A 26,789-nucleotide genomic window follows, 5' to 3' on the forward strand; every position below is an offset into this window, starting at 1 on the left:
TCTGTGCGTTGATCCATGACAGAAATCTCCCGCCAAGCCATCCCGACACTCCTCCGCCAAGCAGAAAAAGTGTCAGGGATGTCTCCGAACATCTGTCAACTATGTCTCCGGGCTGTACACTTGTCCCAAGGATCTAATCACGCCCAAATAAATCTCGACGTTGCAGATGCTCGGGACAGGCCCGAGCATGACGAAAGAGAGCTTTCAGGACTCGTCAGAAATTTCAGGGTTTACCCTGTCGGTGAAAACCCCACGCGGGCGACGCCGCAGGACTCGACGCCGCGCGCCATCAAAACAAGGACAACTCCATGCGATTTCCCTTTTCCCTGCCGTGGCTGCGCCCGGCGGATGGCAGAGCCGTGCCTGAAAGCCGGAAAATGGCCGATGGCTTCATGGCGGTTGCCGTGCAGGGCGGGCAGGCCTTCTGGTCGGGCCGGTCCTATGCCGCACTTGCCCGCGAGGGCTTCATGAAGAACCCGGTCGCGCACCGGGCCGCCCGCATGGTGGCGGAGACCTCGGCTTCCGTCAGCTGGCTGCTTTATGATGGCGAAGAGGAACTCGCCGATCATCCGCTCCTGGCGCTGCTTGCGAAACCGGGCGCCCATATGGGCGGGCCGGATTTTTTCGAGGCGCTTTATGGCCACCTCATGCTCGCCGGAAATGCCTATATCGAGCCGCTGACGGTGGGCGGGCGGCTGCGCGAGCTGCATCTGCTGCGACCCGACAGGGTCAGCATCGTCGAAGGGTCGGATGGTTGGCCGGTGGCCTATGATTACCGCGCTGAGGGCCGCGCCTCCCGGCGCATCGCCGCCGAGCGCGACGGGCTGGGGCTGCTGCATCTGAAACTTTTCCATCCGCTGGATGACCGGGCGGGTTTTGCGCCGCTCGCCTCCGCAGGGGCCGCGCTCGATCTGCACAATGCCGCAAGCCAGTGGAACAAGCGCCTGCTCGACAATTCCGCCCGGCCATCCGGCGCGCTTGTCTACCAGCCGAAGGAGGGCGGCAATCTCTCCACCGAACAATATGAGCGGCTGAAGCGCGAACTGGAGGAAGGCTATCAGGGCGCGATGAATGCCGGCCGGCCTTTGCTGCTGGAAGGCGGGCTGGACTGGAAGGCCATGGGTCTTTCGCCGCGCGACATGGATTTTCTCGAGGCCCGCAATGGGGCGGCGCGCGATATCGCGCTTTCGCTCGGCGTGCCGCCGATGCTGATCGGCATTCCCGGCGACAATACCTATGCCAATTACCAGGAGGCGAACCGCGCCTTTTATCGCCTGACCGTCCTGCCGCTCGTTAATCGCACGGCGGCGAGGCTCTGCGGCTGGCTTTCTCCGGTCTTCGGCTCTGGGCTGAGGCTCGAACCCGATCTCGACCGGATTGCCGGGCTTGCCGGCGAGCGGGATGCGCTCTGGGCACGCATCGGCGCGGCCTCGTTCCTGAGCGACGAGGAAAAGCGCGAAGCCGTCGGTTATTGATCGCCGCCCCGGCGGGATCGAAACCCCGGTTTCCTGTTCAATCATTTTCTGAAGAAGCGGAATCTCCCTGTGAGCTCTTCCGCCCAAGCGATTCCGAAGATTCGCAAAATCACCCGGCGCAGGCGCGCAAAAAGCGCCCGCGTGCGACGCGGCGCGTCCGCCCGATAACCACATCCTAGAACGGAATGATTACCCATGTCTGAATTCGCCAATGAGGCCGGCATCTGGGCCGCCCGCATCACCGGCGCCGTGGCGGGCGCGGGTGTATCGCTCGTTTATCTCCTGCCGAAAAGCAAACGCGAGGCCGCGAGCCGTTTCATCACCGGCGTTTCCTGCGGCATGATCTTTGGCGGCCCTATCGGCCTGTGGATCGTGCAGCAGCTCGATATCGCCGGCGCGCTTTCGGGCCGGGAAATCATGGTGGCGGGTTCCGCCGCCGCCAGCATGGGCGCGTGGTGGGGGCTGGGCGTGCTGGTGCGCATCGCCGACCGTTACGGTGCGCGCCCGCGCGCCTGACACTTCCTTCACATCGCAGGAGTTTTCCATGCACGTTTATCGCGGGCCGCGTCCCGCCACGCGCAAATTCGCCAATCTGGAACTGCGCGGCATTGCCAGCGACGGCACCTTTTCCGGTTATGCCAGCGTTTTCGGCGAGGTCGATCTCGGTCAGGATGTCATCGAGCGCGGCGCTTTCCGCCGCTCCATCGAGGAGCGGGGCGCAGCCGGTATCCGCATGCTCTACCAGCACGATCCGGCCGAGCCCATCGGCGCCTGGCGCACCATCCGCGAGGACGAGCGCGGCCTTTATGTCGAGGGCGTTCTCGCCCCCGGCGTCGCCCGCTCCCGCGAGGTGCATTCGCTGATGAAGACCGGGGCGCTGGACGGGCTGTCCATCGGCTTTCGCACCGTCCGTTCCGGCAAGGCGGCGAGCCACGGCGTCCGGCGCATCCTGGAGGCCGATCTGTGGGAAATCTCGGTCGTGACCTTCCCGATGCTGCCCTCGGCGCGCGTTTCCGACGTCAAGCATGCCCGCTTCTTCCGCGACCGCGAGACCGAGCTGGTGCGCACCATGCGCCGCGCCGCCCGCGCGCTGTTCGACACGACCCCCAAACGCTGACTTCCGGACAATCACCAACAAGGAAACGACATGACAGACCAGATGACGAAACCGGCCCCGATGACCGTCGCGCCGCAGGTGAAGGCCGTGCCCGATACGGTGACGGCCGCCTTCGACGAGTTCATGGAGGCCTTCGAGGCCTTTCGCGAGACCAACGACCAGCGGCTTTCCGACATCGAGCGCAAGATGGGCGCGGATGTCGTGACGCGTGACAAGCTCGACCGTATCGACAGGGCGCTCGACGACAACCGCCGGATCATGGACGATCTGGCGCTCAAGAAAGCGCGCCCCGCGCTTGGCCGCAAGGATGCGCTTTCCCACGATGCCGAAGAGCACAAGGCCGCTTTCGAGGCCTATATCCGTCGCGGCGAGGAGGGCGCGCTGCGCGATCTGGAGGCCAAGGCCTTCGCCGGTTCGAGCGGGGCCGATGGCGGTTTTCTGCTGCCGAACGAGACGGATGGCGAGATCGGTCGGCGCATGACGGCGATTTCGCCGATCCGTGCGCTGGCGACCGTGCGGCAGGTTTCCGCCGCCGTGCTGAAGAAGCCCTTCTCGCCCGGCGGCATGACGACCGGCTGGGTTTCTGAGACGGCGGCGCGTCCGCAAACGGCAACGCCGCAGCTCGCCGAGCTTTCCTTCCCGACCATGGAGCTTTACGCCATGCCGGCCGCGACTCAAGGGTTGCTGGATGATGCGGCAGTCGATATCGAAGCCTGGATCGCTTCCGAAGTGGATATCGCTTTCGCCGAACAGGAGGCCGCCGCCTTCATCGCCGGCGATGGTGTCAACAAGCCCAGGGGTTTCCTCTCCTATACCGCCGTCGCCAATGATGGCTGGAGCTGGGGCAATATCGGTTATGTCGCGACCGGCGTTTCAGCCGGTTTCGCCTCGGCCGGGCCGATGGATGTGTTGCTCGATGCCGTTTATGCGCTGAAGGCCGGCCACCGCCAGAACGGAACCTTCCTGATGAATCGCAAGACGCAAGGGGCGCTGCGCCGCTTCAAGGATACCAGCGGCGCCTATCTCTGGCACCCGCCCGCCGCCGCCGGCCAGCCGGCCTCGCTGATGGGCTTTCCGGTGACGGAGGCGGAGGACATGCCGAATGTGGCGGCCAACAGCTTCGCCATCGCCTTTGGCGATTTCCGGGCCGGTTACCTCGTCGTCGACCGTACCGGGGTGCGCATCCTGCGCGATCCCTATTCGGCCAAGCCCTATGTGCTGTTCTACACCACCAAGCGCGTGGGCGGCGGCGTGCAGAACTTCGAGGCGATCAAACTGGTGAAATTCGGGGTGAATTGACCGCAGACCTTGCGGCCCTTTCTTCTCCCCGCCGGGGAGAAGATGCCCCGAAGGGGCAGATGAGGGGGCAAGCTCTCCGAACACATCTACCCTTGCCCCCTCATCCCGCTGCCGCGGACTTCTCCCCCTCGGGGAGAAGAAACAAGCGGTGCCCGCTCGCTAATGCGATTACCTTTCTTCCGGAGACCCCATGACCTATGCCCTCATTCATCCGCCGCAGGCGGAGCCGCTGACGCTTGCCGAGGTGAAGGCGCATCTGCGTCTCGATAGCGGCGATGAGGATGCGCTTCTTGCCGCGCTCATCCGCACCGCCCGCGAGCATCTGGAACGCACGACTGGGCTTTGCCTCATCCGCCAGACCTGGCGACTTTATCTCGACCGGTGGCCTGAGAACGGCGTGATTCCGATTGGCAGGACACCGGTGCAAGCCATCGAAACGATTCTGGTTTTTGACGGTGAGGGGCGCTCGGCGGATATCACCGCCGGGGAAAAATTGCTCGATGGCGCGGCGCGTCCGGCAAGGCTGTGGCTGCGCGATCCGCCTGCCCCCGGACGGGCGATGAACGGCATCGAGATCGATTTCATTGCCGGCTATGGTGAAGCGGGAACGGATGTGCCCGACACGCTGAAACGCGCCATGCTGATGCATGTGGCGCAGATGTTCGCCTTTCGCGGTGCTGTCGCCCCGGAAAACCAGCCCGCCGCCATTCCCGCCGGTTACGAGCGGCTGGTGGCGCCCTTCTGCCGTCTGGGGCTTTGAGAGATGAACCTTGTTTTTCTCGATCCCGGCAGGTTGACGGCGCGGCTGGAGCTGGACGTGCGGACCGAAACGCCGGACGGGCAGGGCGGTGCTGCGGAAAGCTGGGATTTCCTGCGGTCGCTCTGGGCTGCGATCGAACCCGTTTCGGAGGCATCCCATGAACGGGCCTCGGCCGAGGGCGTGACGATCACCCACCGCGTCTGGCTGGCTTACCGCGCCGACATCGCCGCCGGCATGCGCTTTCGCAAGGGTCGCCGCATTCTGGCGATCCGGGCGGTGATGGACCCGGATGAGACGCGTCGCTTCATTGTCTGCCGCTGCGAGGAGGAGAGCCGATGAGCGCCGCAAATCTGCTTCTGCAGGTAATTTTCGCAAGGCTCGGCAGCGATGCGGCGCTGACGGCGCTTATCCCCGGCGGCATCGTCGACCGGCTTCTGCCGCGCGCGGTTCTGCCGTGCATCGTTATCGATGATCTCGAAAGCCGGGACTATTCGACGGCGACGGAAAAAGCCGAGGAGCATTTCCTGTCGCTGCAGATATGGAGCGACGCCAATGGCCGCAGGGGCGCAGGTGAAATCGTCGACCGGGTGAAGATCCTGCTCGATGATGCCGCGCTGCCGATTGCCGGCGTCTCTCTCGTCAATCTGCATCTTCTTTCCAGCCGCTCGCGGCGCGAGGCGAAGACACGGAATTTCATCGCGGAAATGCGCTTCAGGGCGGTGACGGAGTAGCGCCGTTTCAGGAGCCCTGCCTGCGCACGGTTTTCCACAGAACGATCAGCAGCAGAAACGAAATGCCGATCAGCACGGAGGCGATGGTGAGCATGGCGGATACGCCGCCGCGATCGAGCGCCACGGTGAAGATGACCGGCGCCACGGCAATGGCGAGGTTCTGCGGCAGGGAGATGCGCGCGGCCTGAAGCCCATATTCTTCCGGCGAAAACACAGCCAGCGGCAACACGGCCCGGCTGACGGTAAGCACGCCGGCGCCAAAGCCGAAGAAAACGATGAAACCGATGAAGGCGGGCATGGCCGGAGCAAAAACGAGCAGGAGCAGCAGGGAAAAGAGCAGCAGACAGAAGCCGATCATGGCGGTGAGGAAGGGATTCCCGCGCTTCCCGAGCAGAAAATCCAGCCCGCGCGCCGTAATCGCAAGGACGCTGCGTGCCGATGCCAGTTGCACCGCAAGCGATTGCGTCGCGCCGGCCTGAACCAGAAGCAGCGGCAGAAGCGGTGACAGGCCGAAGGTCGTAAACGCGCTGATCGTCGTCATGGCGGCCAGCAGCACGAAGGCGCGCCGCGTATCGACCGGTGAGGGCGATATCGCCGTCTCTTCTTTCGGCTTTGCCTCTTTTCGGGCCGGACGGCCGGGAAGCACGAAAAGATAGAGCGGCAGCAGGATGAAGATTTGCAGACAGGCATAGGCGGCAAGCGTGCCGCGCCAGCCGAGGTGCTGATCGGCAAGGGTGGTGACCGGCAGGAAAACCGCCGCCGAAAGCCCGGTGAACAGCATCAGCAGCGTCAGCAGCCGGCCGCTTTCCGCGCCCACACGTTCCACCACGGCCGCATGGGCCGCCGTCGTCAGGCCGCAGGTGGCGGCAAAACCCATCACGGCCCAGCCGAAGAGATAGCTCACCGCCCCGCCCGCGAGGGCGAGCACGGCGAAGCCGGCCGCGAAGAATACCGAACCGGCCGCCAGCACGGGCGCTGCGCCGTGGCGCATCAGCATTCGTCCAAGCAATGGGCCGCACAGGGCGCTGATGGTCATCATGATCGTGAGGCCGGCGAAAACCACGCCGTTGGTGATGGCCAGTTCCTTGCCGATCCGTGGCCCGAGGACGGCCAGCATATCGAAACCGCTACCCCAGCTCACGATCTGCCCGACCGCAAGCACGCCGATAAGGCGCGCGCGAGACGTCAGGGGGGCAGCGTCGGACATGGTGAGATCGCGGGGTGCGAGGTGCAGGAATGCTTTTGGTAGCAGGCCCGTCGCAGCCCCGCAACAGCAATTGAGACGAAAGGAAACAACATGGTGGCGCAGAAGGGCAAGGACCTGCTGTTGAAGATCGACAATGCCGGTTCCTACGCAACCGTCGCGGGGCTGAGGACAAAGCGGCTGGCCTTCAATGCCCAGGCGGTCGATGTGACGGATGCCGAAAGCGCGGGGCGCTGGCGGGAGCTTCTTGCCGGCGCCGGCGTGCAGCGGGCGTCGCTCACGGCCTCTGGCATCTTCAAGGATCAGGCGAGCGATGCGCTGGTGCGCGGCGCATTTTTTGCGGGCAGCTTTCCCGGCTGGCAGATCGTCATTCCCGGTTTCGGTATCGTTACCGGGCCGTTCCAGATCGTGGCGCTCGAATATTCCGGCCGTCACGATGGCGAGGTGCAATTCGAGATCGCGCTGGAATCGGCCGGTCTCCTCAATTTCGGAGCGTTGTGATGGCTGAGCGTTTGCGTTACGGGCGGGCGAACCGCCATCGCGGCGAGATCGAGGCGCTGATCGACGGCGAAAGGCGCGTTCTCTGCCTGACGCTCGGCGCTCTCGCCGAACTCGAAACCGCCTTTGCAGCCGACGACCTCACCGCGCTCGCCGAACGTTTTGCGAGTGGCCGCATGAAGGCGGTCGACATGATAAGGGTGATCGGCGCGGGCCTGCGCGGCGCGGGCAATGTCTTTTCCGACGAGGATGTGGCCGCCGCCACGGTGGAGGGCGGCATTGCCGGCCATGCCGCCATCGTCGCCGATCTTCTGACCGCCACCTTTGGCGGCCTGAAAGGCGAGATGCCGCCGGACCCTTGAGCGCCGCAGCAGGCGAGGCGACGCCGCGCCCGTTCCCCTGGGAGGCGGCGATCCATGCCGGCTTCTGCCTGCTGCGGCTCTCCTCCGAAACCTTCTGGCGGCTGACCCCGCGGGAATTCTTCGCGATGACGGGCGGCAACGCCGTTCTCCGCGGCCCCAACCGTCAGGCGATGGAGGCGATGATGCGGCGTTTTCCGGATGGGTGACGGCGTCAGGGCATTTTTCGCGGACGGCCGCCCTTGGCACCGTTCGCGCGACTGGCTGCCGTCTTGGCCGGAGAGCGGGATTGACCGCCCTTGCGCTGCGCTTCCATGAATGTGCGGCTGCCGAAAATACCGTTCATCAGACCGCTGATCGTATAGTCGACATCGAGGGTTTCCCAATGCAGACCCGTCTCGCCGAGCAGTTCGACATCCGCAAGCTGTTCGGCGGTCGCGTCCTGCAAGCCTTCGAGCGCCCGCGCGGGGAACATGAAGCAGGCGCCGTTGGCAAAATCGACGATGACACGGGCCGAGGCCGTTTCGAAACGCACGGAAACCGGAATGGGGCGCTCGGCGCGCTCTTTTTGCCAGCGTTCCTTGGCGGCGGCGAGTTCGGCATCGCTGACCTCAACCATGATATCGTCTCCAGGTTTCCATAAACAGTATCCGGTTTTCCTCGATGACGGCGACGGCGCGCCGCACATCCCGGTCCGACATGCCGCCCTGTGTGAGAACGACGAGGCTGACGATGTCGATACGGGCTTCACCCTCTCCATAAACATGGGCATGCGGCGGCTCGTGATCGGCCGTGTAGATGACAAAACGCATGCCATGCTGGCGGAGAACCGTGACCATGAGAACCATAACCCAAGAAGTTGGGTTTTAAAAGAGTGTGGGTTGAAGCAGCGGTTTTTGAGAGCTGTTTCAGCACCATGCATTCCCCAGTTGAATCAGAAAGGCAAGCGCGATGGCGGGCGAAGGATCGATGGCGGAGAACCGGGAAGAGGCGGAGGCGCTGTCCGAGGTGATGGGCGATCTTGAGCGCCGGTCCGAGCGGTTCGGCGCGGCCCTGACCTCGGCCCTGCAGGCGGCGACGGCGGGCGGCAAAGGGCTGGACGATGTGTTGCGCGGGTTAGGGCAGCGGCTGTCCGGCATCGCACTTTCGGCCGGTCTGAAACCGTTGGAGGGCATGATCGGCAATGCCGTCAGCGGGCTTTTGAACGGCGGCGGTTCGCTGTTCGCTTTTGCCGACGGCGGTGTGCCGGGACGCGGCATCACGCCCTTTGCCGATGGCGGCGTCGTTTCCAGTCCCGCCTTTTTTCCGATGGGCGGCGGGCTTGGCCTGATGGGCGAGGCGGGGGCGGAAGCGATCCTGCCGCTGAAGCGCGGTTCGGATGGCGCTCTCGGCGTTGCCGCGCCGTCCGGCGGCGGGGCGCAGATCGTTTTTAACGTGACGGCGACGGATGCTGCGAGCTTTCGGAAAAGCGAAGGCCAGATCGCCGCCATGCTGGCACGCAGCGTCGGGCGCGGCCAGCGCGGATTGTGACGCACGCGCGTCCTCCCACGTTTCAAGACCATCGAAAAGAATCCAGGAACAATGACATGGCGGCATTTCATGAAGTGCGGTTTCCGCTGCGGCTCGCACTCGGGGTGAGCGGCGGGCCGGTGCGGCGGACGGATATCGTCAACCTGTCCAATGGCCGCGAAAGCCGTAATCAGCGCTGGAGGAACGCCAGACGCAGCTATGACGCCGGATCCGGTATCCGCTCTGTTGCCGATCTTTATGAGGTGCTTGCCTTTTTCGAGGCGCGGCGCGGCGAGCTTTACGGCTTTCGCTTTCGCGATCCGGTGGATTTCAAATCCTGCCCGCCGGGAGAGACGCCCGCCGCGACCGATCAGAGGATCGGGACCGGCGACGGGATGACGGCCCGTTTTCAGTTGCTGAAGACCTATGCCGATGCGGGCGGCTCCTTTGTGCGGCGGATCGAGAAACCGGCCGAAGGCTCGGTCATGGTTTCGGTCGAAGGGGTAAAGGTCGAAGCGGCTGATGTGGCGGTCGATCATGTAACCGGAATGGTCGTGTTCCGTGCGGGGCGGGTGCCGCCCGCCGGCGCCGCGATCCGCGCCGGTTTCGAATTCGACGTGCCGGTCCGCTTCGGGATCGACCGTATCGACGTGAACCTGACCGCTTTCGAAGCGGGCCGCATTCCCTCCATTCCACTGATGGAAATCCTGCCATGAAAACCATTCCCGCCGCCCTTGCCGGGCATCTCGGGCAAGATGCGACGACCACATGCCATTGCTGGAAGGTGACACTAAAGGACGGTGCGGTGATCGGTTTTACCGATCATGACGAGACGATATCACTCGGTGGTCTGTCCTACCTTGCCGCCAGCGGTTTCGCTGCGAGCGATAACGACGGCGAAACAGGGCTGGGTGCAGGCGCCGGGGAGGTGGCTGGCGGTTTTTCGAGCGAGGCGATTGCGGAGGGCGATCTGGCCGCCGGGCGTTTCGATGGGGCGCGGGTGGAGCTTTTCCTCGTCAACTGGCAGGCGCCTGACCAGCATGTGCTGCTCAGCCTGCGTGAAATTGGCGAGGTGACGCGGGCCGGCGGGGCGTTTCGCGCCGAGCTGCGCAGCCTTGCGCATCGCCTCGGCCAGCCGCAGGGCAGGGTCTATGGGCGGCGCTGCGACGCCGCCCTTGGCGACAGGCGTTGCGGTGTCGATCTGGCCAGCTTTGCCGGGCATGGCCGCGTGGCGGCGGTGGACGCCTCGGGCGGCCTGCTCGTCTCCGGGCTCGATGCCTTTGCCGATGGTTTCTTCAGCCGGGGAAAGCTGCGTTTTCTGACCGGCCCGCTCGCCGGCAAGGGGTTCGATCTCGACGGGCAGGAGCGGCGTGACGGCGGGATGCTTCTGTCCTTCTGGCTGCCGCCGGAACAGACGCCTTCGCCGGGAGATACGTTTTCCGTCACCGCCGGCTGCGACAAGAGTTTTTCCACCTGCCGGGCAAAATTCGCCAATCATCTGAATTTCCGGGGCTTTCCGCATCTGCCAGGGGCGGATTTCGCCTATTCCTATGCGGCGGGCGGCGAGAGCCATGACGGCGGGGCGCTGTTTTCATGAGCGATCCCGGCGAAAGAGTGCTGGCGCTCGCCGAAGGCTGGATCGGCACGCCCTATCGGCATCAGGCCTCGTTGAAGGGTGTCGGCTGCGATTGCCTCGGCCTCATTCGCGGCATCTGGCGGGACCTTTACGGCCACGAACCGGAATTGCCGCCGCCCTATGCGCCCGATTGGGCCGAACGCGGCGGCGAGGACCGGCTGATGGCGGCCGCAAAACGCCATTTTTCGGCGGTGGCGGGCCTGGAAGAGGCAAGGCCGGGAGACCTGCTGCTGTTCCGCTGGCGGGCCGATGCGGCGGCCAAGCATCTGGGCATTCTGGCCGGTCCGCAGCATTTCATCCATGCCTATGAACAGGCGGCGGTGGTGCGTTCGGCGCTGGTGCCCGGCTGGCGGCGGCGCATTGCCGGCGTCTTCCGTTTTCCCGATTCCTGATTTTTCGAGGCAAGCATGGCGACAATCGTTTTTCAGGCGGCGGGCGCGGCACTCGGCGGCATTTTCGGTCCTTTGGGCGCGGTGATCGGCCGGGCGGCCGGGGCGCTGGCGGGCAATGCCATCGACCGCACGCTGCTTTCGAACGGGCGGACGGTAACGGGCGCGCGGCTCTCGACCGCGCGCATTCCCGGCGCGGATGAGGGAGCGGCGATCAACCGGCTCTATGGCGCAGCACGGATCGGCGGCACGCTGATCTGGGCGACGCGTTTCGAAGAAAGCGTGGAGGTGGAGCGGCGTGGCGGCAAGGGCAATCGCGGCCCGAAGGTCGAAACCTTTCGGTATTTTGCCAACATCGCCATCGGTCTTTGCGAAGGCGAGGCGGCAAGGGTGCGGCGCGTCTGGGCCGATGGGCGGGAACTGGACCTGAGTGCCGTGGAGATGCGCTTTTATCCTGGCAGCGAGACGCAATTGCCCGACCCGCTGATCGAGGCGAAGCAGGGGGCGGGCAATGCGCCGGCCTTTCGCGGACTGGCCTATGTGGTGTTCGAACGCCTGCCGCTCGACGGCTTCGGCAACCGCATTCCGCTCATGCAGTTCGAAGTGGTGCGGCCGGTCGGCCGGCTGGAAAAATCCATCCGCGCCATCACCGTCATTCCGGGCGCCACCGAGCACGGTTACGCCACCGCGCCGGTTTCCGAAAGGACGGGGATCGGCCAAAGCCGCATCATGAACCGCAACGGCCTGACCGCTTCGACCGACTGGGCTGCTGCGATCGACGAGTTGCTGGATCTGTGCCCCAATCTTGAGAGCGTGGCGCTGGTGGTGAGCTGGTTCGGCACGGATATGCGGGCGGGGGAATGCCGCATTCTGCCGGGCGTGGAAGTGGCCGGCCGGGATGGGGAAACCATGCCATGGTCCGTCGCCGGCATGTCACGCGATGAGGCGCATCCTGTCAGCCATCATGGCGGCGGCCCGGCCTATGGCGGCACGCCGAACGACGAAAGCGTGTTGCAGGCGATAGCCGATCTCAGGGCGCGCGGGCTTCGGGTGTGCCTTTATCCCTTCGTGATGATGGATGTTCCCATCGGCAATGGGCTGCCGGACCCCTATGGCAAAAGCGAGCAGGACGCCTATGCCTGGCGCGGGCGCATCACCTGCTTTCCTGCACCCGGCAGGGCCGGCACTGCGGATCGCAGCGCGGGCGCAAGGGCGCAGGTTTCCGCCTTCTGCAACCGTGACGAAGGCTATCGCCGTATGGTGCTGCACTATGCGGCGCTGGCGGCCCAGGCGGGGGGAGTGGATGCCTTTCTGATCGGCTCGGAGCTGCGCGGGCTGACCTCGCTCAGAGACCAGAACGACGCCTTTCCCTTTGTCGGGGAATTGCTGCGGCTGGCGGGCGAGGTGCGGGCGATATTGGGGCCGGCGGTGAAGCTGACCTATGCGGCGGACTGGAGCGAATATTTCGGCCACCAGCCGGCAGACGGCTCGGGCGACGTGTTCTTCCATCTCGATCCGCTCTGGGCGAGCCCGAATATCGACGCCATCGGCATCGACAACTACATGCCACTTTCCGACTGGCGTGACGGGGATGCCGCAAACGGCAATCCGGACGGCATGACCGGCCCGGACGATGTGAGCGCCTTCCGCCGCGCGATGACGGCGGGAGAGGGTTTCGACTGGTATTATGCCAGCGATGCGGACCGCGCCGCGCGGCGGCGCACGCCGATTACCGACGGGCTGAAGGGCAAGCCGTGGGTGTTCCGTTACAAGGACTTGCGTAACTGGTGGGGAAACCTCCACTACGACCGGGTGCGGGGTGTGGAGAAAACAACGCCGACGGCATGGGCGCCGCGCTCGAAGCCCATCTGGTTCACCGAACTCGGCTGCCCGGCGGTGGACAAGAGCGCGACGCGCCCCAATGTCTTTCCCGATCCGAAATCGGCGGAAAACGCCTTTCCCTATTTTTCCCGCCGCAACCGCGCCGACAGCCAGCAGCGACGGTTTCTGGAGGCGCATCTCGACCATTGGGGAAAGGGCGATGCGGCGATGGTCAATGCAAACCGGGTCTATCTGTGGACCTGGGATGCACGGCCCTTTCCGGCCTTTCCGCAGAATGGCGCGGCATGGAGCGATGGGGCGAACTGGCGCACCGGCCACTGGCTGAACGGGAGGCTGGGCACGGCAACGCTCGCCGATGCCATCGCCGCCATCCTCACCGATCACGGCTTTTCAGACTTCGACGTTTCCGCCGTCAGCGGCGATCTGGGAGGTTATGTGCAGGGCGACGTGACCTCGGCCCGCAACCTCTTGGAGCCGCTGATGGCGGCGTTTCAGGTGGATGTGACGGAAGATGGCGGAACCCTGCGCTTCCGCTCCCGCAACACGGCGGTCTTGCCGGTCCGGGATATTGCCGTGCTGGCCGATCTGGAAGACGAGCCGCTCTGGTCGGAAAATCGCGGCCATGACAGCGATTTCGCCGCTGAAGCCGTGCTGACGTCTTTCAACCCGGCGCTGGATTACGAGCAGGCAAGTGTACGGTCCCGCCGCATCGACAATGCCGGCAGCCGGGTGATGCGGCTCGATCTCAACGCTGCCCTGCCTGCGGAAACGGCGGAAGCCGCCGTCGAGGCGCTGTTGCGCGACAACCGGCAGGCGCGGCGCAGCCTGCGCTTTGCTCTGCCGCCTTGCGATATCGCGCTTGAACCGGGTGATTGTATCCGCCTGGCGGAAGGGGCCTTTCCGCAGGCGCCGGCAGGGCGGTTTCTGGTCAGCCGGATCGAGGACGGCGCGGTGCGGCAGGTGGAGGCGAGGGCCTTTTCCGCGGCCTTTCCGGTCTTTGCCGGCGGTGCGGAGGAACGGCGCAGCAGCGGCGCAAGCGGGGCGGAAGGTTTCGCGCCCGAGGTGCTGTTTCTCGATCTGCCCTACCATGACGGCGCCGCGCCGGAGGATTCGGCGCGGATTGCGGCGCTTGCAAAGCCCTGGCGGCCAATCGTCATTTCCGCGTCGCCGGGCAGGGAAGGTTACCGGCAGCGCGTGCTGCTGGACAGGCCGGCGATGATCGGCGCGCTGGCAATGCCGCTGACATCAGGCCCTTCCGGCCGCTTCGACCGGAAAAACACCGTCGTCGTCGATCTGCCCTTCGGCGAGGTATCGTCGGCCGGGGAGTTTTCGGTGCTGAACGGTGAGAACCGTCTTGCCATCAAGGCGGCGAACGGCGTGTGGGAAATCGTCGCCTTCGCAAAGGCCGAGGAAATCGCACCCGCACGCTGGCGGCTCTCCGCTCTTCTGCGGGGACTCGCCGGCACGGAAGACGCGCTCGCCGCAGGCGCGCCGAAAGGTGCGCCGGTGGTGGTTCTGGATGCGGCGGTGCAGCCGCTCGGTCTTGCCGCGAGCGAGCGCGGGCGACGCCTGAACTGGATTGCGGAGGCCGCCGGAATGGCGGGCGCGCCGAGCGGTCCTTTTGCCTTCGAGGGCGGCCTGCGGGCGCTGACACCGCTTGCGCCGGTGCATCTTGCCGCCGAGCGGCGCGGCGACGGCGTTTTCATCAGGTGGAAACGCCGGGGCCGGGTGGAGGCCGACGGCTGGGATGCGAGCGACATCCCGCTGGACGAGCCCTTCGAGCTTTATCGCATCGAGGTACTGGACGGCGAGACCGTGCGGCGCATGGCGGAGGTTTCGCAACCCTTCTGGTTTTACCCCGCCGCGGACGAACTCACAGATTTCCCGGCATTGCGGGATCACATTTCCGTGCGTGTCCGAATGCTCGGCCGCGCGGTGCCCTCGGGCGTCGTGGCTGAGGCCACCCTCCCGATCTGACATGTGCCTGAAAAACAACGCAAAGGATGAGACTATGGACAGTACCAAAGCATGGTATCAATCGCGCACGATCTGGGGCGCCCTGGTCGCGGTTTTCGCACCGCTTTTCAGCATCGCCGGCCTCGATCTGCCGGCCGGTCTGCAAGGAGAACTTGCGGACGGGCTGGTGACGGTTGCGGGCGGAATCGGTGGTCTGGTCGCACTTTACGGCCGTCTTTCGGCGACCAGTGCCATTCGCTGACAGCGCCCGCGACGACGCCGTTCCCGTCTTGCGCCCATGCGGCGGGGGCGGCATTCATTTGCCATTCAGACGCTTTGCGCTACATATTCGGTCAGAATACGGTTCGAGACGCACCCGGTTTTTGGAAGTTTGTAGAATGGCATCACCTCTCATCATCGCGACGCTTGCAGCCGGGCTTTCCGGTTTCACGGCGCCCGAGGCTGATCTGCAGGGCCATTACATTCTGGCGGCGAGCGATTGCGGCGCAGCCGTCGCCCGCGTCGTGCGCGAAACCGGCGGTCAGCTGCTTTCGGTCTATCCTTCCGGCGACGGTCAGTCCTGTGTCGTCACCGTTCTCGTTCAGGGCAATGGCGAACGCCCGCGCAAGGTGACGATGCGCGTGCCGATGTAGCTTGCCCGCATCGCCGAAATATCGGAAAACAATCCGACACATTTAGCATGACCGGCGACGCGCCTGCGGGCCGGGATACAGGAAAGGGCGGACAATGCGTATTCTCGTTGTTGAGGACGATGCCAATCTCAATCGTCAGCTGACCGATGCGCTGAAAGAAGCCGGTTATGTCGTCGATCAGGCATTCGACGGCGAGGAAGGCCATTATCTCGGCGATACCGAACCCTATGACGCCATCGTCCTCGATATCGGCCTGCCGCAGCTCGACGGCATCACCGTCGTTGAAAAATGGCGTGCGGCCGGCAAGTCCATGCCGGTGCTTATCCTCACCGCCCGCGACCGCTGGAGCGACAAGGTTGCCGGCATCGACGCCGGTGCCGACGATTATGTGACGAAGCCTTTCCATGTCGAAGAAGTGCTTGCCCGCGTGCGCGCGCTCATCCGCCGCGCCGCCGGCCATGCTTCTTCCGAACTGGTGTGCGGCCCGGTCCGGCTCGACACCAAGTCTTCCAAGGCGACCGTCAACGGCACGACGCTGAAGCTCACTTCGCACGAGTTCCGGCTGCTGTCCTATCTGATGCACCACATGGGCGAGGTCGTCTCGCGCACGGAGCTGGTCGAACACATGTACGATCAGGATTTCGACCGCGATTCCAACACCATCGAGGTGTTTGTCGGCCGTCTGCGCAAGAAGCTCGGTGTTGATCTGATCGAGACGATCCGCGGTCTCGGTTACCGGATGCAAGCGCCGGCAGATGCGAAGTAATTCCCTCACCGCCCGCGTTCTGCTGCTCGCCTCGCTCTGGTCGGTGCTGGCGCTGGTGGTGATCGCCGTCGTGATTTCGACGCTTTACCGGCAGGGGGTGGAGCGCAGCTTCACCGATCTTCTGAGGGCGCAGCTTTATAACGTCATCAATTCCGTGACGATTTCCAACGAGAACACGCTGGCCGGCAGCCCGCAGCTCGGCGATCTGCGCTTTTCGCAGCCCGATACCGGCTGGTACTGGGTTGTCGAGCCGCTCGGCAATTTCCAGACCGCGCCGCTGGTGTCGTCGTCGCTCGGTGTCTCCACCCTGCCGGTGCCGAGCATTCTCGATGCGCCCTTCGACAATCGCTATGAGCGCTTTTATGCCGTCACCGACGAGGCGGGCAATCAGGTGCGCGTGGCGGAAACGGAAGTCGTGCTGGATGGCGAAGGGCGCGCGGCGCGTTTCCGTGTCTCCGGCAATCTGAACGTCGTGGAAGACGATGTGCGCGATTTCTCCAACAGCCTTTATCTGGCACTCGCCGTTTTCGGTGTCGGCAGTCTCGTCGTCAACGGTCTTGCCATTCTCTACAGTCTGCGACCGCTCGATCAGGCTCGCGTCGCGCTCGGCAAGATCAGGGGCGGGGAGGCGGAAAGCCTCGAAGGCGAATTCCCGCGTGAAATCCAGCCGCTCGCCAATGAGGTCAATGCGCTGATCGACAGCAACCGCCGCCTCGTGGAGCGCGCCCGCATGCAGGTCGGCAATCTCGCGCATTCGCTGAAGACGCCGATCGCCGTTCTTCTGAACGAGGCCCGCACGCTGGAGCCGCAGCATGGCGATCTGGTGCGGGCGCAGGCGGACGCCATGCAGGCGCAGGTGCAATCCTATCTCTCCCGCGCCCGCATCGCCGCCCAGCGTGGCTCGATCCTTGCCCGCGTGGAAGCGGAACCGGCGCTGGAACGGCTGGTGCGCGTGATGCGCCGCCTGAACCCCGACAAGCAGTTCGTGCTGAATTTCGAGCAACCCGGCGCGGTGCTCGGCATGGAGCAGCAGGATCTGGAAGAGGTCGTCGGCAATCTTCTCGAAAATGCCGCGCGTTTTGCGCAGACGCGCGTGGTCATCACGCTTGCGACCGGCACGCACCCATCCTCCGATGCGGAAATCGCCCGTCGCTCCTGGGTGGAGCTGACGGTGGAGGACGACGGGCCGGGGCTTGAGCCGGAACAGATCAGCGAAGCGATGAAGCGCGGGCGGCGGCTGGATGAGAGCCGGCCGGGCACGGGCCTCGGATTGTCGATCGTTTCCGAGGTGGTGTCAGAGTACCATGGCCGCTTTTCGCTGTCGCGCAGCGCCATCGGCGGCCTGAAAGCCGATCTGATTTTGCCGGGCCTTTCGAAAGAGCTTGCGTGAGGCAAGAAAAAAGGCAAGAAATTCAATGGCACTATATTGGGTGCAATGCGGTAGGAAAGAGGACAGGGTTTGGTTGACGTGTATGATGGCTGCCGCTCCGTGACAATGCGTTCGCTGGTGTCACGCCCGGCACTTCTCTCGATCCTGTGCGTATCGATGCTGAGCGCCTGCACCACCACGGGCACCCGCCCGGCGGGCGGCGGTCTGTTCGGCCGCTCTGCGCAGCCCTCGACGCCTTTCCTTGCCAATCTGGAAGGCGGCATTGTCGGGCGAAGCGGCGTGCAGCTCGACAGGGGTGACCAGACCAAGGCGCTGGAAGCCGAATATAAGGCGCTGGAAACGGCCCCCGTCGGCACGCCGGTTTCCTGGACCGGCGATGACGCCAAGGGGCAGGTGGTCGCCAATGCGCCCTATCAGGTCGGCAACCAGAATTGCCGGCAATATTCGCACACCCTGACAGTCGACGGACGCGAAACCAGGGCGCGCGGCGCAGCCTGCCGCAATGCCGATGGAAGCTGGTCGCCGCTGACTTGAAATAGTTTGACGTAAATCAAGGTCACGGGCCTTTTGCGATGACAAGAAGAGGCATGGCGGTGCAGCCGGGAGATGGCCTGCGGTGCGGCGTGATGTCTCAAATTCGCGTCATCCCCGCGCTTCATGTTTCCATGTGCCGCGCATTCGAGTAATTGAGCCTTATGTTCTGGATTGTCGTTGCGATATTGACGGCGGCTGTCGCCATCGTCCTGATGTACCCGCTGATGCGGAAGACCGAGGCGCCGCAGACGCGCCGCGACGGTGAGGTTGCCGTTTATCGCGATCAGCTGGCCGAACTGGACCGCGAACGCGCCGCTGGCCTCATCGGCGACACCGAGGCGGATTATGCCCGCGCCGAAATCGGCCGCCGGCTTCTCGCCGCCGCCGAAGCGGAGGAGCAATCCGGCAAAGAAACCCGGCCGCGCCGGCACAATCTCGCCGCCAGCCTCATCACGGTTCTGCTGCCCGCGCTCGGTCTCTGTCTTTACATCTGGAACGGCAGTCCGGAGGTGCCGGACATGCCGCTCGAGGCACGTCTTGAAAAGCCCGGCAACGACATGAACCTGCTGGTCGCCCGGGCGGAACGGCATCTGGCGCAGAACCCGGAGGACGGCGCCGGCTGGGATATTCTCGCACCGATCTATTTCAAGACATTGCGGCTTGGCGATGCCGAGCTTGCCTATCGCAACGCGCTTCGTATTCTGGGACCGAGCCCGGAACGGCTGACGGGCCTTGGCGAAACGCTGGTGGCCGGCAATGACGGCATCGTCATCGAGGCCGCGCGTGCTGCTTTTGCCGAGGCAGAAGAGCTGAAGCCCGGCAATCCGCGCGCCCGCTTCTATCTGGCGCTGTCGCTGGAACAGGCCGGCAAGGCCGAGGAAGCGCGCGCTGCCTTCACCGCGCTGGCGGCCGATGCACCGGCCGGCGCGCCGTGGCTGCCGCTGGTGCGCGAGCATATCGCCCGGACTGGCGGCGCGGCGACCCCTGCCGCACCCGGCCCGACCGCTGAGGACATGGCAGCGGCAAAAGACATGACAGCAACCGACCGGCAGGCGATGATCGAGGACATGGTGGCGAGCCTCGATGCCAAGCTGAAGGAAAATCCGGCCGATTTCGAAGGCTGGATGCGTCTTGTTCGCGCCTATTCGGTGCTGAAGGACGAAGCCAAGGCCGGAGAAGCGCTGCGGGCTGGGCTGAAGGCCTTCCCGCCGGAGGGCGAGCAGGGCAGGCAGCTTCTGGCGCTGGCGAAGGAACTGGGCGTTTCGGCCGGACCGATCCGCATGAACGGGCAGCAGGATGCCGCGCCGCAGGGAGTGACGCAATGACCCGCAAACAGAAACGCCTAGTGATCATCGGCGGCGGCATGAGCTTCATCGTTGCAGCCGTGCTGCTCGTCATGTTCGCCTTCGGCCAGTCCATTGCCTATTTCTACATGCCGGCCGATCTGGAGAAGACGCCCGTCAACCCCGGCACCCGCATCCGCCTCGGCGGGCTGGTGGCGGAAGGCTCGATCAAGCGCGGCGAGGGCCGCACGGTGAGCTTCACGGTGACGGACGGTGAAGCGAACGTGCCGGTCAGCTATACCGGCATCCTGCCCGATCTGTTTCGCGAAGGTCAGGGCGTGGTGACCGAAGGCATGTTCGATGCCGCGACCCACGGTTTCGTGGCCGACAGCGTTCTGGCCAAGCACGACGAGAACTACATGCCCAAGGAAGTGGCCGACCGGCTGAAGGACAAGGGCCTGTGGCAGCATGCCGGAGACGGCGAAGAACCAGCCGCCGCAACGCCAGCGGCCAGCGCAGCTTCTTCCGACAAGACCGGAGCGACCAGATGATCAACGAGATCGGCCATTATGTTCTGGTTCTGGCGCTCGGTGTGGGGCTGATCGTCTCGACGCTGCCGGTCATCGGCGCGCGCCGCAACGACCGGGCGCTGATGGATGTCGCCTCGCTCGGCTCGGTCCTGATGTTCCTGCTGGTCGCCTTCTCCTTCGCGGCGTTGACGCGGGCTTATGCCGTCTCGGATTTTTCCGTGCGCAATGTCTGGGAAAACTCCCATTCGCTGATGCCGATGATCTACAAGCTGACCGGCGTTTGGGGCAACCACGAAGGCTCCATGCTGCTGTGGCTGTTGATTCTGGTGTTTTTCAGCGCGCTCGTCGCCGCCTTCGGCCGTAACCTGCCGGAAACGCTCAAAGCCAATGTTCTTGCGGTGCAGGCATGGATTTCCGTCGCCTTCCTGCTGTTCATCCTGCTCACCTCCAACCCGTTTCTGCGGCTGGAGCCGGTTCCCGCCGAGGGGCAGGACCTCAATCCGATCCTGCAGGATTTCGGCCTCGCCATCCATCCGCCGCTGCTCTATCTCGGTTATGTCGGCTTTTCCGTCTGCTTCTCCTTTGCCGTTGCGGCGCTGCTGGAAGGACGCATCGACGCCGCCTGGGCGCGCTGGGTGCGGCCATGGACACTTGCCGCATGGACCTTCCTGACCGCCGGCATCTCCATGGGCTCATACTGGGCCTATTATGAACTTGGCTGGGGCGGCTGGTGGTTCTGGGACCCGGTGGAAAACGCTTCTTTTATGCCATGGCTTGCCGGCACCGCGCTGCTGCATTCGGCGCTCGTCATGGAAAAGCGCGAGGCGCTGAAGATCTGGACCGTGCTACTGGCGATCATGACCTTTTCGCTCTCGCTGCTCGGCACCTTCCTCGTCCGCTCCGGCGTGCTGACCTCGGTGCATGCCTTCGCCACCGATCCGAGCCGCGGCATCTTCATTCTCGGCATCCTGACCGTCTTCATCGGCGGCGCCTTCGCGCTCTTTGCATGGCGTGCACCTTCCCTGAAGGCCGGCGGCCTGTTTGCGCCGATCTCGCGCGAAGGGTCGCTCGTTCTCAACAACCTCATCCTGACGGTATCGACCGCGACCGTGCTGATCGGTACGCTTTACCCGCTCATTCTGGAAACGCTGACGGGCGAAAAAATCTCTGTCGGTGCGCCTTTCTTCAATCTTACGTTCGGCCTGCTGATGATCCCGATCCTGATCGTCACGCCTTTCGGGCCGATGCTCGCCTGGAAGCGCGGCGATCTTCTCGGAGCCTTCCAGCGGCTTTATGTGGCGGCAGCGCTTGCGGCGCTTGCCGGGCTGACGCTCTGGTACATCGAAAATGGCGGTCCGGTGCTGGCCGCACTCGGAATCGCCGCCGGTTTCTGGCTGATCTTCGGCGCTTTCGCCGATCTCTGGTATCGCGCCAATTTCGGCAAGCTCGCCTTCGGTATAGCGTTTCGTCGCCTGAAGGGCCTGCCGCGTTCGGCCTTCGGCACGGCGCTGGCGCATATGGGGCTCGGCATCACCGTGCTCGGCATCGTCATCGTCACCACTTTCGAGACCGAGACGGTCCTGGAAATGAAGGAGGGCATGGCGGCGGAAGCGGGCGGTTACAGCCTGACCTTCGATGGCGTCCGCCACGCCGTCGGCCCGAATTTCACCGAGGATCGTGGCCATTTCACCGTGCGCAAGGCGGGGGTGGAGGTGGCCGATGTCTGGTCGTCCAAGCGGCTCTATACCGCGCGGCGCATGCCGACGACGGAAGCCGGCATCCTGACCTTCGGCCTCAGCCAGCTTTATGTCTCGCTGGGGGACCCCATGGCGGATGGCGGCATGGTGGTGCGCATCTGGTGGAAACCCTTCATCCTGTGCATCTGGGGCGGCACGCTGTTCATGATGGCGGGCGGTCTCATCTCGCTCTCGGACAGGCGTTTGCGGGTCGGAGCGCCGAATCGCAAGGCGAAGCCGGTGCGGGCTGCAATGCCGGAGGCGGCGGAATGAGGGAAGTTGTAGTGAGGCTCGCTCTGCTTCTTACCCTCATGTTTGTCGCAGCACTTCCCGCTTCCGCGTTCAATCCGGACGAAGTGTTGAAAGACCCCGTGCTGGAGCAGCGCGCGCGCAACCTCACGTCTCAGCTCCGCTGCATGGTCTGCCAGAACCAGTCCATCGACGACAGCAATGCCGAGCTGGCGCGTGACCTGCGGGTTCTGGTGCGCGAACGGCTGGTCGAGGGCGACAGCGACAAGGCCGTCATCGATTATGTCGTGTCGCGTTACGGCGAGTTCGTGCTCCTGAAACCGCGCCTCAGCCTGCGCACCGTGCTTTTGTGGGGCGCGCCCATCGGTCTCACCCTTGCGGGAATTTTCGCCGTCTTCGTCTTTTCCCGCCGTCGCGCCACCCAGGAACAGCCGCAGAAACTGAGTGCGGACGAAGAAGAACGAATTCGCAATCTCATTGAAAAATAACCGGTTTTCATTTTTCTCCCCGGTTCTTTTTCAACATTACGGATTTTTCATTCGTCAGACACTTCGCCGTAAGGTGTCGCCTCCTATATCTTCATCATCCACCGCTTCTCCCCCGGTCAAACGGGCTCCAGTCTGAATGAAGAAAGAAGGTACACCATGTCTCATTCGCAAAACGGCCATTCCTCGCTGAAGACGGCCTCGCTGAAGACGGCCTCGCTGAAGGCGGCCTCGCTGAAGACGGCTTTGAAGGCCACGACCGTTGGCGGCCTTGCGGCGCTGATGCTTTCCACCGGCATCGCCGCACCGATCCTCCATTCGTTTGCCGCTCCCGTCGAGGTGAATGCGCCGCAGGTTCCAAGCTTCGCCAATGTGGTCGATGCGGTGTCGCCCGCCGTCGTCTCCGTTCGCGTGCAGTCGAACGTGCAGCCCGCTTCCGATGATAGCAGCAATTTCTCCTTCAATTTCGGCGGCCGTGGCCTCGACCAGCTGCCGGACGACCATCCGCTTAAGCGCTTCTTCAAGGAATTCGGCGGCCCCAACCAGGATCGCTCCGACCGTGGCCCGAACCGCCACCGTGACGGCAAGGGTCCGCTGCGCCCCGTCGCTCAGGGCTCCGGCTTCTTCATTTCCGAAGACGGTTACATCGTCACCAACAACCACGTCGTCGATGACGGCTCCGCCTATACGATCGTGATGAATGACGGCACCGAACTCGACGCCAAGCTCGTCGGCCGCGATCCGCGCACCGATCTGGCGCTGCTGAAGGTCGATGTGAACCGCAAGTTCACCTATGTCCAGTTCGCCGATGACAGCAAGATCCGCGTCGGTGACTGGGTCGTCGCCGTCGGTAACCCCTTCGGCCTCGGCGGCACGGTGACATCCGGCATTATCTCGGCCCGCGGCCGCGATATCGGCTCCGGCCCCTATGACGACTACCTGCAGATCGACGCCGCCGTGAACCGCGGTAACTCGGGCGGTCCCGCCTTCAACCTCAACGGCGAAGTCGTCGGCATCAACACGGCCATCTTCTCGCCTTCCGGCGGCAATGTCGGCATCGCCTTCGCCATTCCGGCATCGGTCGCCAAGGACGTGATCGCCGACCTGCAGAAGGACGGCAAGGTCGAACGCGGCTGGCTCGGCGTGCAGATCCAGCCCGTCAGCAAGGATATCGCCGAATCGCTCGGCCTTTCCGAAGCCAGCGGCGCGCTCGTCGTTTCGCCACAGGCCGGCTCGCCGGGCGACAAGGCCGGTATCAAGCAGGGCGACATCATCACCGCCGTCAATGGCGAGCCCGTCAAGGATGCCCGCGACCTGTCGCGCCGCATCGGCGGCATGGCGCCCAACACCAAGGTTGAAATCTCGCTGTGGCGCGGCGGCAAGTCGCAGCCTGTCACGGTGACGCTCGGCGATCTCGCCAGCGACGATGCTTCCAAGGCGACGCCTGCCCAGAACGACGACAAGGGCGGCCAGTCCTCCAGCGAGAAGGTGCTCTCCAGCCTCGGCCTGACGGTTGCGCCCGCCGATGACGGCAACGGCCTTGCCATCACCGATGTCGACCCCGACAGCGATGCCGCCGCCCGTGGCCTGAAGACGGGTGAGAAGATCACCTCGGTCAACAACCAGCAGGTCGCTTCCGCCGCCGATATCGAGAAGATCCTCGAACAGGCCAAGAAGGACGGACGCTCCAAGGCGCTGTTCCAGATCCAGACGGACGATGGCAGCCGCTTCATCGCTCTGGATATCGACCAGGGTTGATAGGCTGAAAGGCGATGCCGGTTCTTTCGGGAGCCGGCGTCGCCAAGGAATGTGTCTCGCCTATAGGACGGGACAGAACATATGGAACGAGCGCGTGCCACTTGTTTCTTCTCCCCGTGGGGGAGAAGGTCGCGGCAGCGGGATGAGGGGGCAAGGGTAGCTAGAGACTGCGCGCTTGCCCCCTCATCCGACCCTTCGGGCCACCTTCTCCCCGGCGGGGAGAAGAAACCCAGCCGCACTCGCCCAGTCCCTGGGCGCTCGCTCCGTCTTGAAGCGCAAAGGTGCCAAAGACCAGGTCTTCGGAGGAAACCTCATGGAAAACAAGGTTCAGGAAATGTCTGTCGCATCTGTTTCCGGTTGTGCGGAAAAGGGCGAGGGCGCTATTGTCCCGCACATGAAGATTCTTGTCATTGAAGACGACCTCGAGGCTGCGGCCTATATGACCAAGGCGTTCCGCGAAGCCGGGATCGTCGCCGACCATGCGAGCGACGGTGAGAGCGGCCTGTTCATGGGTTGCGAGAACGCTTACGACGTGATGGTGATCGACCGCATGTTGCCGCGCCGCGACGGGCTTTCCGTCATCAGCGAGCTGCGCCGTCGCGGCATCGAGACGCCGGTTCTGATCCTCTCCGCGCTGGGGCAGGTGGATGACCGCGTCACCGGCCTGCGCGCCGGCGGCGACGATTATCTGCCGAAACCCTATGCCTTTTCCGAACTGCTCGCCCGTATCGAGGTGCTGGGTCGCCGCAAGGGCAAGCCCGAGCAGGACATGATCTACCGGGTCGGCGATCTCGAACTCGACCGGCTGTCCCACGATGTTCGCCGCAACGGCAAGGAAATCCTGCTGCAGCCGCGCGAATTCCGCCTGCTCGAATATCTGATGAAGAATGCCGGTCAGGTCGTGACCCGCACCATGCTTCTCGAAAACGTCTGGGACTATCATTTCGACCCGCAGACCAATGTCATCGACGTGCATGTGTCCCGCCTGCGCTCGAAGATCGAGAAGGACTTCGAGAAGCCGCTGCTGAAGACCATTCGCGGCGCCGGCTACATGATGAAGGACGAGGGCTGATTGGCGAAAATGGCCCGCCTCAGAATAGTGTTCCGGTCGACAGCGGTGCGCCTTTCGGCGCTCTATATTCTGCTGTTTGCGCTCTGCGCCGCCTTCTTGGTCTTCTATGTCACCGCCCTTTCCGAACGGCTGCTGAACCAGCAGACGCGCGATGCCGTGCTTCAGGAAGTCTCGGATGTGCAGCGCATCTATAATCGCGGCGGCATCAACCCGCTGCTGCGGATGATGGAACGCCGCGCCCGCCAGCCGGGGGCGAGCCTTTACGTCATCGCCGGGCCGAATGGCGAAATCCTTGCCGGCAACGTCGCTTCGGTGCAGCCGGGCGTTTTCGACAAGGAAGGCTGGACCGGTTTTCCTTTCCGTTACGAGCGTTACTCCGAAAGCGGCGACAGCGTGCAGCATCTGGCCACCGCCAATGTCTTCATGCTGGACAATGGCCTGCGCATCCTGATAGGGCGCGACCTCGGCGAACCCACCAAGTTCCGGGCGCTGGTGCGCAACGCGCTGATGGTGGCGCTCGCCATCATGGGTGGCGGCGCGCTGCTCATCTGGTTCGGCATCGGCCGCAACGCGCTGAAACGTATCGACCGCATGTCGGCGGCGACCAAGAAGATCATGGCCGGCGACCTTTCGCAGCGCCTGCCGCAGGGCCGCTCCGGCGATGAATTCGACCGCCTGTCCGGCTCGCTCAACGCCATGCTCGGCCGCATCGAAAAGCTGAATGAAGGCCTGCGGCAGGTCTCCGACAATATCGCCCATGATCTGAAGACGCCGCTGACGCGGCTGCGCAACAAGGCGGCCGCAGCGCTTGACGACAATGACGAGACGAAACGGCGCGCAGCGCTTGAAGGCATCATCGCCGAATCCGACCAGCTTATCCGCACCTTCAACGCGCTGCTGATGATTTCCCGCGTCGAGGCAGGTTCGATCGCCGCCGAAATGACCGATGTGGACGTCTCGGCGATTGCCGCCGACAGCGCCGAACTCTACGAGCCGGTGGCCGAGGATGCCGGGCTTGTGCTGGAGGCCGAAATAGAGGCTGACCTGTCAGTAAAGGGCAACCGCGAGCTGATCGGTCAGGCGCTCTCCAACCTCATCGACAACGCCATGAAATATGCCTGCGAGGGCGAAGGCGACAAAAAGCTCGTTGTGCGTCTGGCAAGGGAACCGGAGGCCATCGTGCTCTCCGTCGCCGATCACGGCCCCGGCATTCCCGCCGAGAAACGCGGCGAGGTGCTGAAACGCTTCGTCAGGCTGGATGAAAGCCGCTCGAAACCCGGAACCGGGCTCGGCCTGTCGCTGGTGGAGGCCGTGATGGAGCTGCATGGCGGATCGCTGATGCTGTCGGACACGGATGCCGCGAATGGCGCCTGTCCGGGGCTGACCGTTTCGATGGTGTTTCCCGTCTCGAAGGCTTAGGCATCGCGGCTGACGATGCCGTTCACCGGGATTTGTGCGCAAAGTCTTCGCCATCCGGAAAATGACTGTTTTTCAAGATTGTATTGCAAGATGATCTGAAGAATAGTCCGATTGATTGACGGCAATGGCTCTGTTCGGA

At 64.1% G+C, this 26,789-nt stretch carries 30 protein-coding genes; 27 read left to right on the forward strand and 3 right to left on the reverse strand.

The genetic code is table 11. The features are described from left to right. The first annotated feature begins 308 nt into the window (after positions 1-308). The 7 genes from I3J13_RS15475 to I3J13_RS15505 all read left to right on the forward strand — a co-directional run bounded on the left by I3J13_RS15475 (position 309) and on the right by I3J13_RS15505 (position 5,382). On the forward strand, positions 309-1,475 hold the full coding sequence (locus I3J13_RS15475; protein WP_196379368.1) for a phage portal protein: 1,167 nt from the start codon (positions 309-311) through the stop codon (positions 1,473-1,475). A 195-nt stretch (positions 1,476-1,670) separates the two neighbouring features. Continuing rightward, complete coding sequence (locus I3J13_RS15480) at positions 1,671-1,991, forward strand: DUF6107 family protein (RefSeq protein WP_020808622.1); 321 nt, start codon at positions 1,671-1,673, stop codon at positions 1,989-1,991. A 28-nt stretch (positions 1,992-2,019) separates the two neighbouring features. Further along, positions 2,020-2,592 carry an HK97 family phage prohead protease gene (locus I3J13_RS15485; protein ID WP_020808623.1) on the forward strand — a complete coding sequence of 191 codons (573 nt, stop codon included), beginning with the start codon at positions 2,020-2,022 and terminating at the stop codon, positions 2,590-2,592. A 30-nt stretch (positions 2,593-2,622) separates the two neighbouring features. Next, positions 2,623-3,891, forward strand: coding sequence for a phage major capsid protein (locus I3J13_RS15490; RefSeq protein WP_196379369.1), 1,269 nt, complete (start codon positions 2,623-2,625; stop codon positions 3,889-3,891). 190 nt (positions 3,892-4,081) lie between these two features. Then, a complete protein-coding gene (locus I3J13_RS15495) occupies positions 4,082-4,651 on the forward strand; it encodes a head-tail connector protein (protein ID WP_196379370.1) in 570 nt (189 codons plus the stop codon). A 3-nt stretch (positions 4,652-4,654) separates the two neighbouring features. Continuing rightward, positions 4,655-4,990, forward strand: coding sequence for a phage head closure protein (locus tag I3J13_RS15500; protein WP_196379371.1), 336 nt, complete (start codon positions 4,655-4,657; stop codon positions 4,988-4,990). Beyond that, on the forward strand, positions 4,987-5,382 hold the full coding sequence (locus tag I3J13_RS15505; protein WP_196379372.1) for a DUF3168 domain-containing protein: 396 nt from the start codon (positions 4,987-4,989) through the stop codon (positions 5,380-5,382). Before I3J13_RS15500 ends, I3J13_RS15505 begins: the two co-directional genes overlap by 4 nt. A 7-nt stretch (positions 5,383-5,389) precedes the next feature. Here I3J13_RS15505 and I3J13_RS15510 read toward each other — a convergent pair whose 3' ends face one another. Then, the gene (locus tag I3J13_RS15510; RefSeq protein ID WP_196379373.1) at positions 5,390-6,589 is read right to left on the reverse strand and encodes an MFS transporter; all 1,200 of its coding nucleotides are present in this window, start codon (positions 6,587-6,589) and stop codon (positions 5,390-5,392) included. A gap of 90 nt (positions 6,590-6,679) precedes the next feature. Between I3J13_RS15510 and I3J13_RS15515 the strand changes: the two genes are divergently transcribed. The 3 genes from I3J13_RS15515 to I3J13_RS15525 are packed head-to-tail and all read left to right on the forward strand — an operon-like array spanning position 6,680 to position 7,652. Further along, complete coding sequence (locus tag I3J13_RS15515) at positions 6,680-7,087, forward strand: phage major tail protein, TP901-1 family (RefSeq protein ID WP_196379374.1); 408 nt, start codon at positions 6,680-6,682, stop codon at positions 7,085-7,087. Beyond that, positions 7,087-7,446, forward strand: coding sequence for a gene transfer agent family protein (locus I3J13_RS15520; RefSeq protein ID WP_196379375.1), 360 nt, complete (start codon positions 7,087-7,089; stop codon positions 7,444-7,446). The genes I3J13_RS15515 and I3J13_RS15520 overlap by 1 nt, the downstream gene beginning before the upstream one ends. Continuing rightward, complete coding sequence (locus tag I3J13_RS15525; protein WP_196379376.1) at positions 7,443-7,652, forward strand: rcc01693 family protein; 210 nt, start codon at positions 7,443-7,445, stop codon at positions 7,650-7,652. Before I3J13_RS15520 ends, I3J13_RS15525 begins: the two co-directional genes overlap by 4 nt. Positions 7,653-7,657: 5 nt before the next feature. Here the strand turns inward: I3J13_RS15525 and I3J13_RS15530 are convergent, their stop codons facing one another. Together I3J13_RS15530 and I3J13_RS15535 are read right to left on the reverse strand one after the other, a co-directional pair. Next, positions 7,658-8,062 (reverse strand): DUF2442 domain-containing protein, encoded by a 405-nt coding sequence (locus I3J13_RS15530; protein ID WP_196379377.1) that lies wholly within the window; start codon positions 8,060-8,062, stop codon positions 7,658-7,660. Continuing rightward, positions 8,055-8,282 (reverse strand): DUF4160 domain-containing protein, encoded by a 228-nt coding sequence (locus I3J13_RS15535; RefSeq protein ID WP_196379378.1) that lies wholly within the window; start codon positions 8,280-8,282, stop codon positions 8,055-8,057. The genes I3J13_RS15530 and I3J13_RS15535 overlap by 8 nt, the downstream gene beginning before the upstream one ends. A gap of 112 nt (positions 8,283-8,394) precedes the next feature. Between I3J13_RS15535 and I3J13_RS15540 the strand changes: the two genes are divergently transcribed. From I3J13_RS15540 to I3J13_RS15620, 17 genes are all read left to right on the forward strand, one after another. After that, positions 8,395-8,973: a phage tail tape measure protein gene (locus I3J13_RS15540; protein WP_196379379.1), complete on the forward strand. Its 579-nt coding sequence runs from the start codon at positions 8,395-8,397 to the stop codon at positions 8,971-8,973. A 56-nt stretch (positions 8,974-9,029) separates the two neighbouring features. Continuing rightward, complete coding sequence (locus I3J13_RS15545) at positions 9,030-9,668, forward strand: TIGR02217 family protein (protein ID WP_196379380.1); 639 nt, start codon at positions 9,030-9,032, stop codon at positions 9,666-9,668. Then, the gene (locus I3J13_RS15550; protein WP_196379381.1) at positions 9,665-10,549 is read left to right on the forward strand and encodes a DUF2163 domain-containing protein; all 885 of its coding nucleotides are present in this window, start codon (positions 9,665-9,667) and stop codon (positions 10,547-10,549) included. Before I3J13_RS15545 ends, I3J13_RS15550 begins: the two co-directional genes overlap by 4 nt. Further along, a complete protein-coding gene (locus I3J13_RS15555; protein WP_196379382.1) occupies positions 10,546-10,980 on the forward strand; it encodes a C40 family peptidase in 435 nt (144 codons plus the stop codon). Before I3J13_RS15550 ends, I3J13_RS15555 begins: the two co-directional genes overlap by 4 nt. 15 nt (positions 10,981-10,995) lie before the next feature. After that, positions 10,996-14,796, forward strand: coding sequence for a baseplate multidomain protein megatron (locus I3J13_RS15560; protein WP_196379383.1), 3,801 nt, complete (start codon positions 10,996-10,998; stop codon positions 14,794-14,796). Positions 14,797-14,830: 34 nt separating this feature from the next. Next, complete coding sequence (locus I3J13_RS15565; protein WP_035262738.1) at positions 14,831-15,037, forward strand: hypothetical protein; 207 nt, start codon at positions 14,831-14,833, stop codon at positions 15,035-15,037. Positions 15,038-15,173: 136 nt separating this feature from the next. After that, on the forward strand, positions 15,174-15,428 hold the full coding sequence (locus tag I3J13_RS15570) for a hypothetical protein (protein WP_003497070.1): 255 nt from the start codon (positions 15,174-15,176) through the stop codon (positions 15,426-15,428). 94 nt (positions 15,429-15,522) lie between these two features. Next, positions 15,523-16,194 (forward strand): response regulator transcription factor, encoded by a 672-nt coding sequence (locus I3J13_RS15575; protein WP_196379384.1) that lies wholly within the window; start codon positions 15,523-15,525, stop codon positions 16,192-16,194. Continuing rightward, positions 16,184-17,584, forward strand: a complete 1,401-nt coding sequence (locus tag I3J13_RS15580) for a sensor histidine kinase (RefSeq protein WP_003521230.1) — start codon at positions 16,184-16,186, stop codon at positions 17,582-17,584. The genes I3J13_RS15575 and I3J13_RS15580 overlap by 11 nt, the downstream gene beginning before the upstream one ends. A 105-nt stretch (positions 17,585-17,689) precedes the next feature. Next, a complete protein-coding gene (locus tag I3J13_RS15585; RefSeq protein ID WP_031233367.1) occupies positions 17,690-18,118 on the forward strand; it encodes a membrane protein in 429 nt (142 codons plus the stop codon). Positions 18,119-18,279: 161 nt separating this feature from the next. Further along, positions 18,280-19,443 carry a c-type cytochrome biogenesis protein CcmI gene (ccmI, locus tag I3J13_RS15590; protein ID WP_196379385.1) on the forward strand — a complete coding sequence of 388 codons (1,164 nt, stop codon included), beginning with the start codon at positions 18,280-18,282 and terminating at the stop codon, positions 19,441-19,443. Beyond that, complete coding sequence (gene ccmE, locus I3J13_RS15595; RefSeq protein WP_196379386.1) at positions 19,440-19,952, forward strand: cytochrome c maturation protein CcmE; 513 nt, start codon at positions 19,440-19,442, stop codon at positions 19,950-19,952. The genes ccmI and ccmE overlap by 4 nt, the downstream gene beginning before the upstream one ends. Further along, positions 19,949-21,940 carry a heme lyase CcmF/NrfE family subunit gene (locus I3J13_RS15600; RefSeq protein WP_196379387.1) on the forward strand — a complete coding sequence of 664 codons (1,992 nt, stop codon included), beginning with the start codon at positions 19,949-19,951 and terminating at the stop codon, positions 21,938-21,940. The genes ccmE and I3J13_RS15600 overlap by 4 nt, the downstream gene beginning before the upstream one ends. Further along, a complete protein-coding gene (locus I3J13_RS15605) occupies positions 21,937-22,404 on the forward strand; it encodes a cytochrome c-type biogenesis protein (RefSeq protein WP_196379388.1) in 468 nt (155 codons plus the stop codon). The genes I3J13_RS15600 and I3J13_RS15605 overlap by 4 nt, the downstream gene beginning before the upstream one ends. A 156-nt stretch (positions 22,405-22,560) precedes the next feature. Beyond that, positions 22,561-24,159, forward strand: a complete 1,599-nt coding sequence (locus I3J13_RS15610) for a Do family serine endopeptidase (protein ID WP_196379389.1) — start codon at positions 22,561-22,563, stop codon at positions 24,157-24,159. A gap of 313 nt (positions 24,160-24,472) precedes the next feature. Then, on the forward strand, positions 24,473-25,231 hold the full coding sequence (locus tag I3J13_RS15615) for a response regulator transcription factor (RefSeq protein WP_031233368.1): 759 nt from the start codon (positions 24,473-24,475) through the stop codon (positions 25,229-25,231). Positions 25,232-25,240: 9 nt separating this feature from the next. After that, a complete protein-coding gene (locus I3J13_RS15620) occupies positions 25,241-26,650 on the forward strand; it encodes a sensor histidine kinase (RefSeq protein ID WP_174056897.1) in 1,410 nt (469 codons plus the stop codon). The last annotated feature ends 139 nt before the right edge of the window (positions 26,651-26,789 follow it).

This window comes from Agrobacterium leguminum, from assembly GCF_015704895.1.
In the GTDB taxonomy this organism is placed as follows: domain Bacteria; phylum Pseudomonadota; class Alphaproteobacteria; order Rhizobiales; family Rhizobiaceae; genus Agrobacterium; species Agrobacterium leguminum.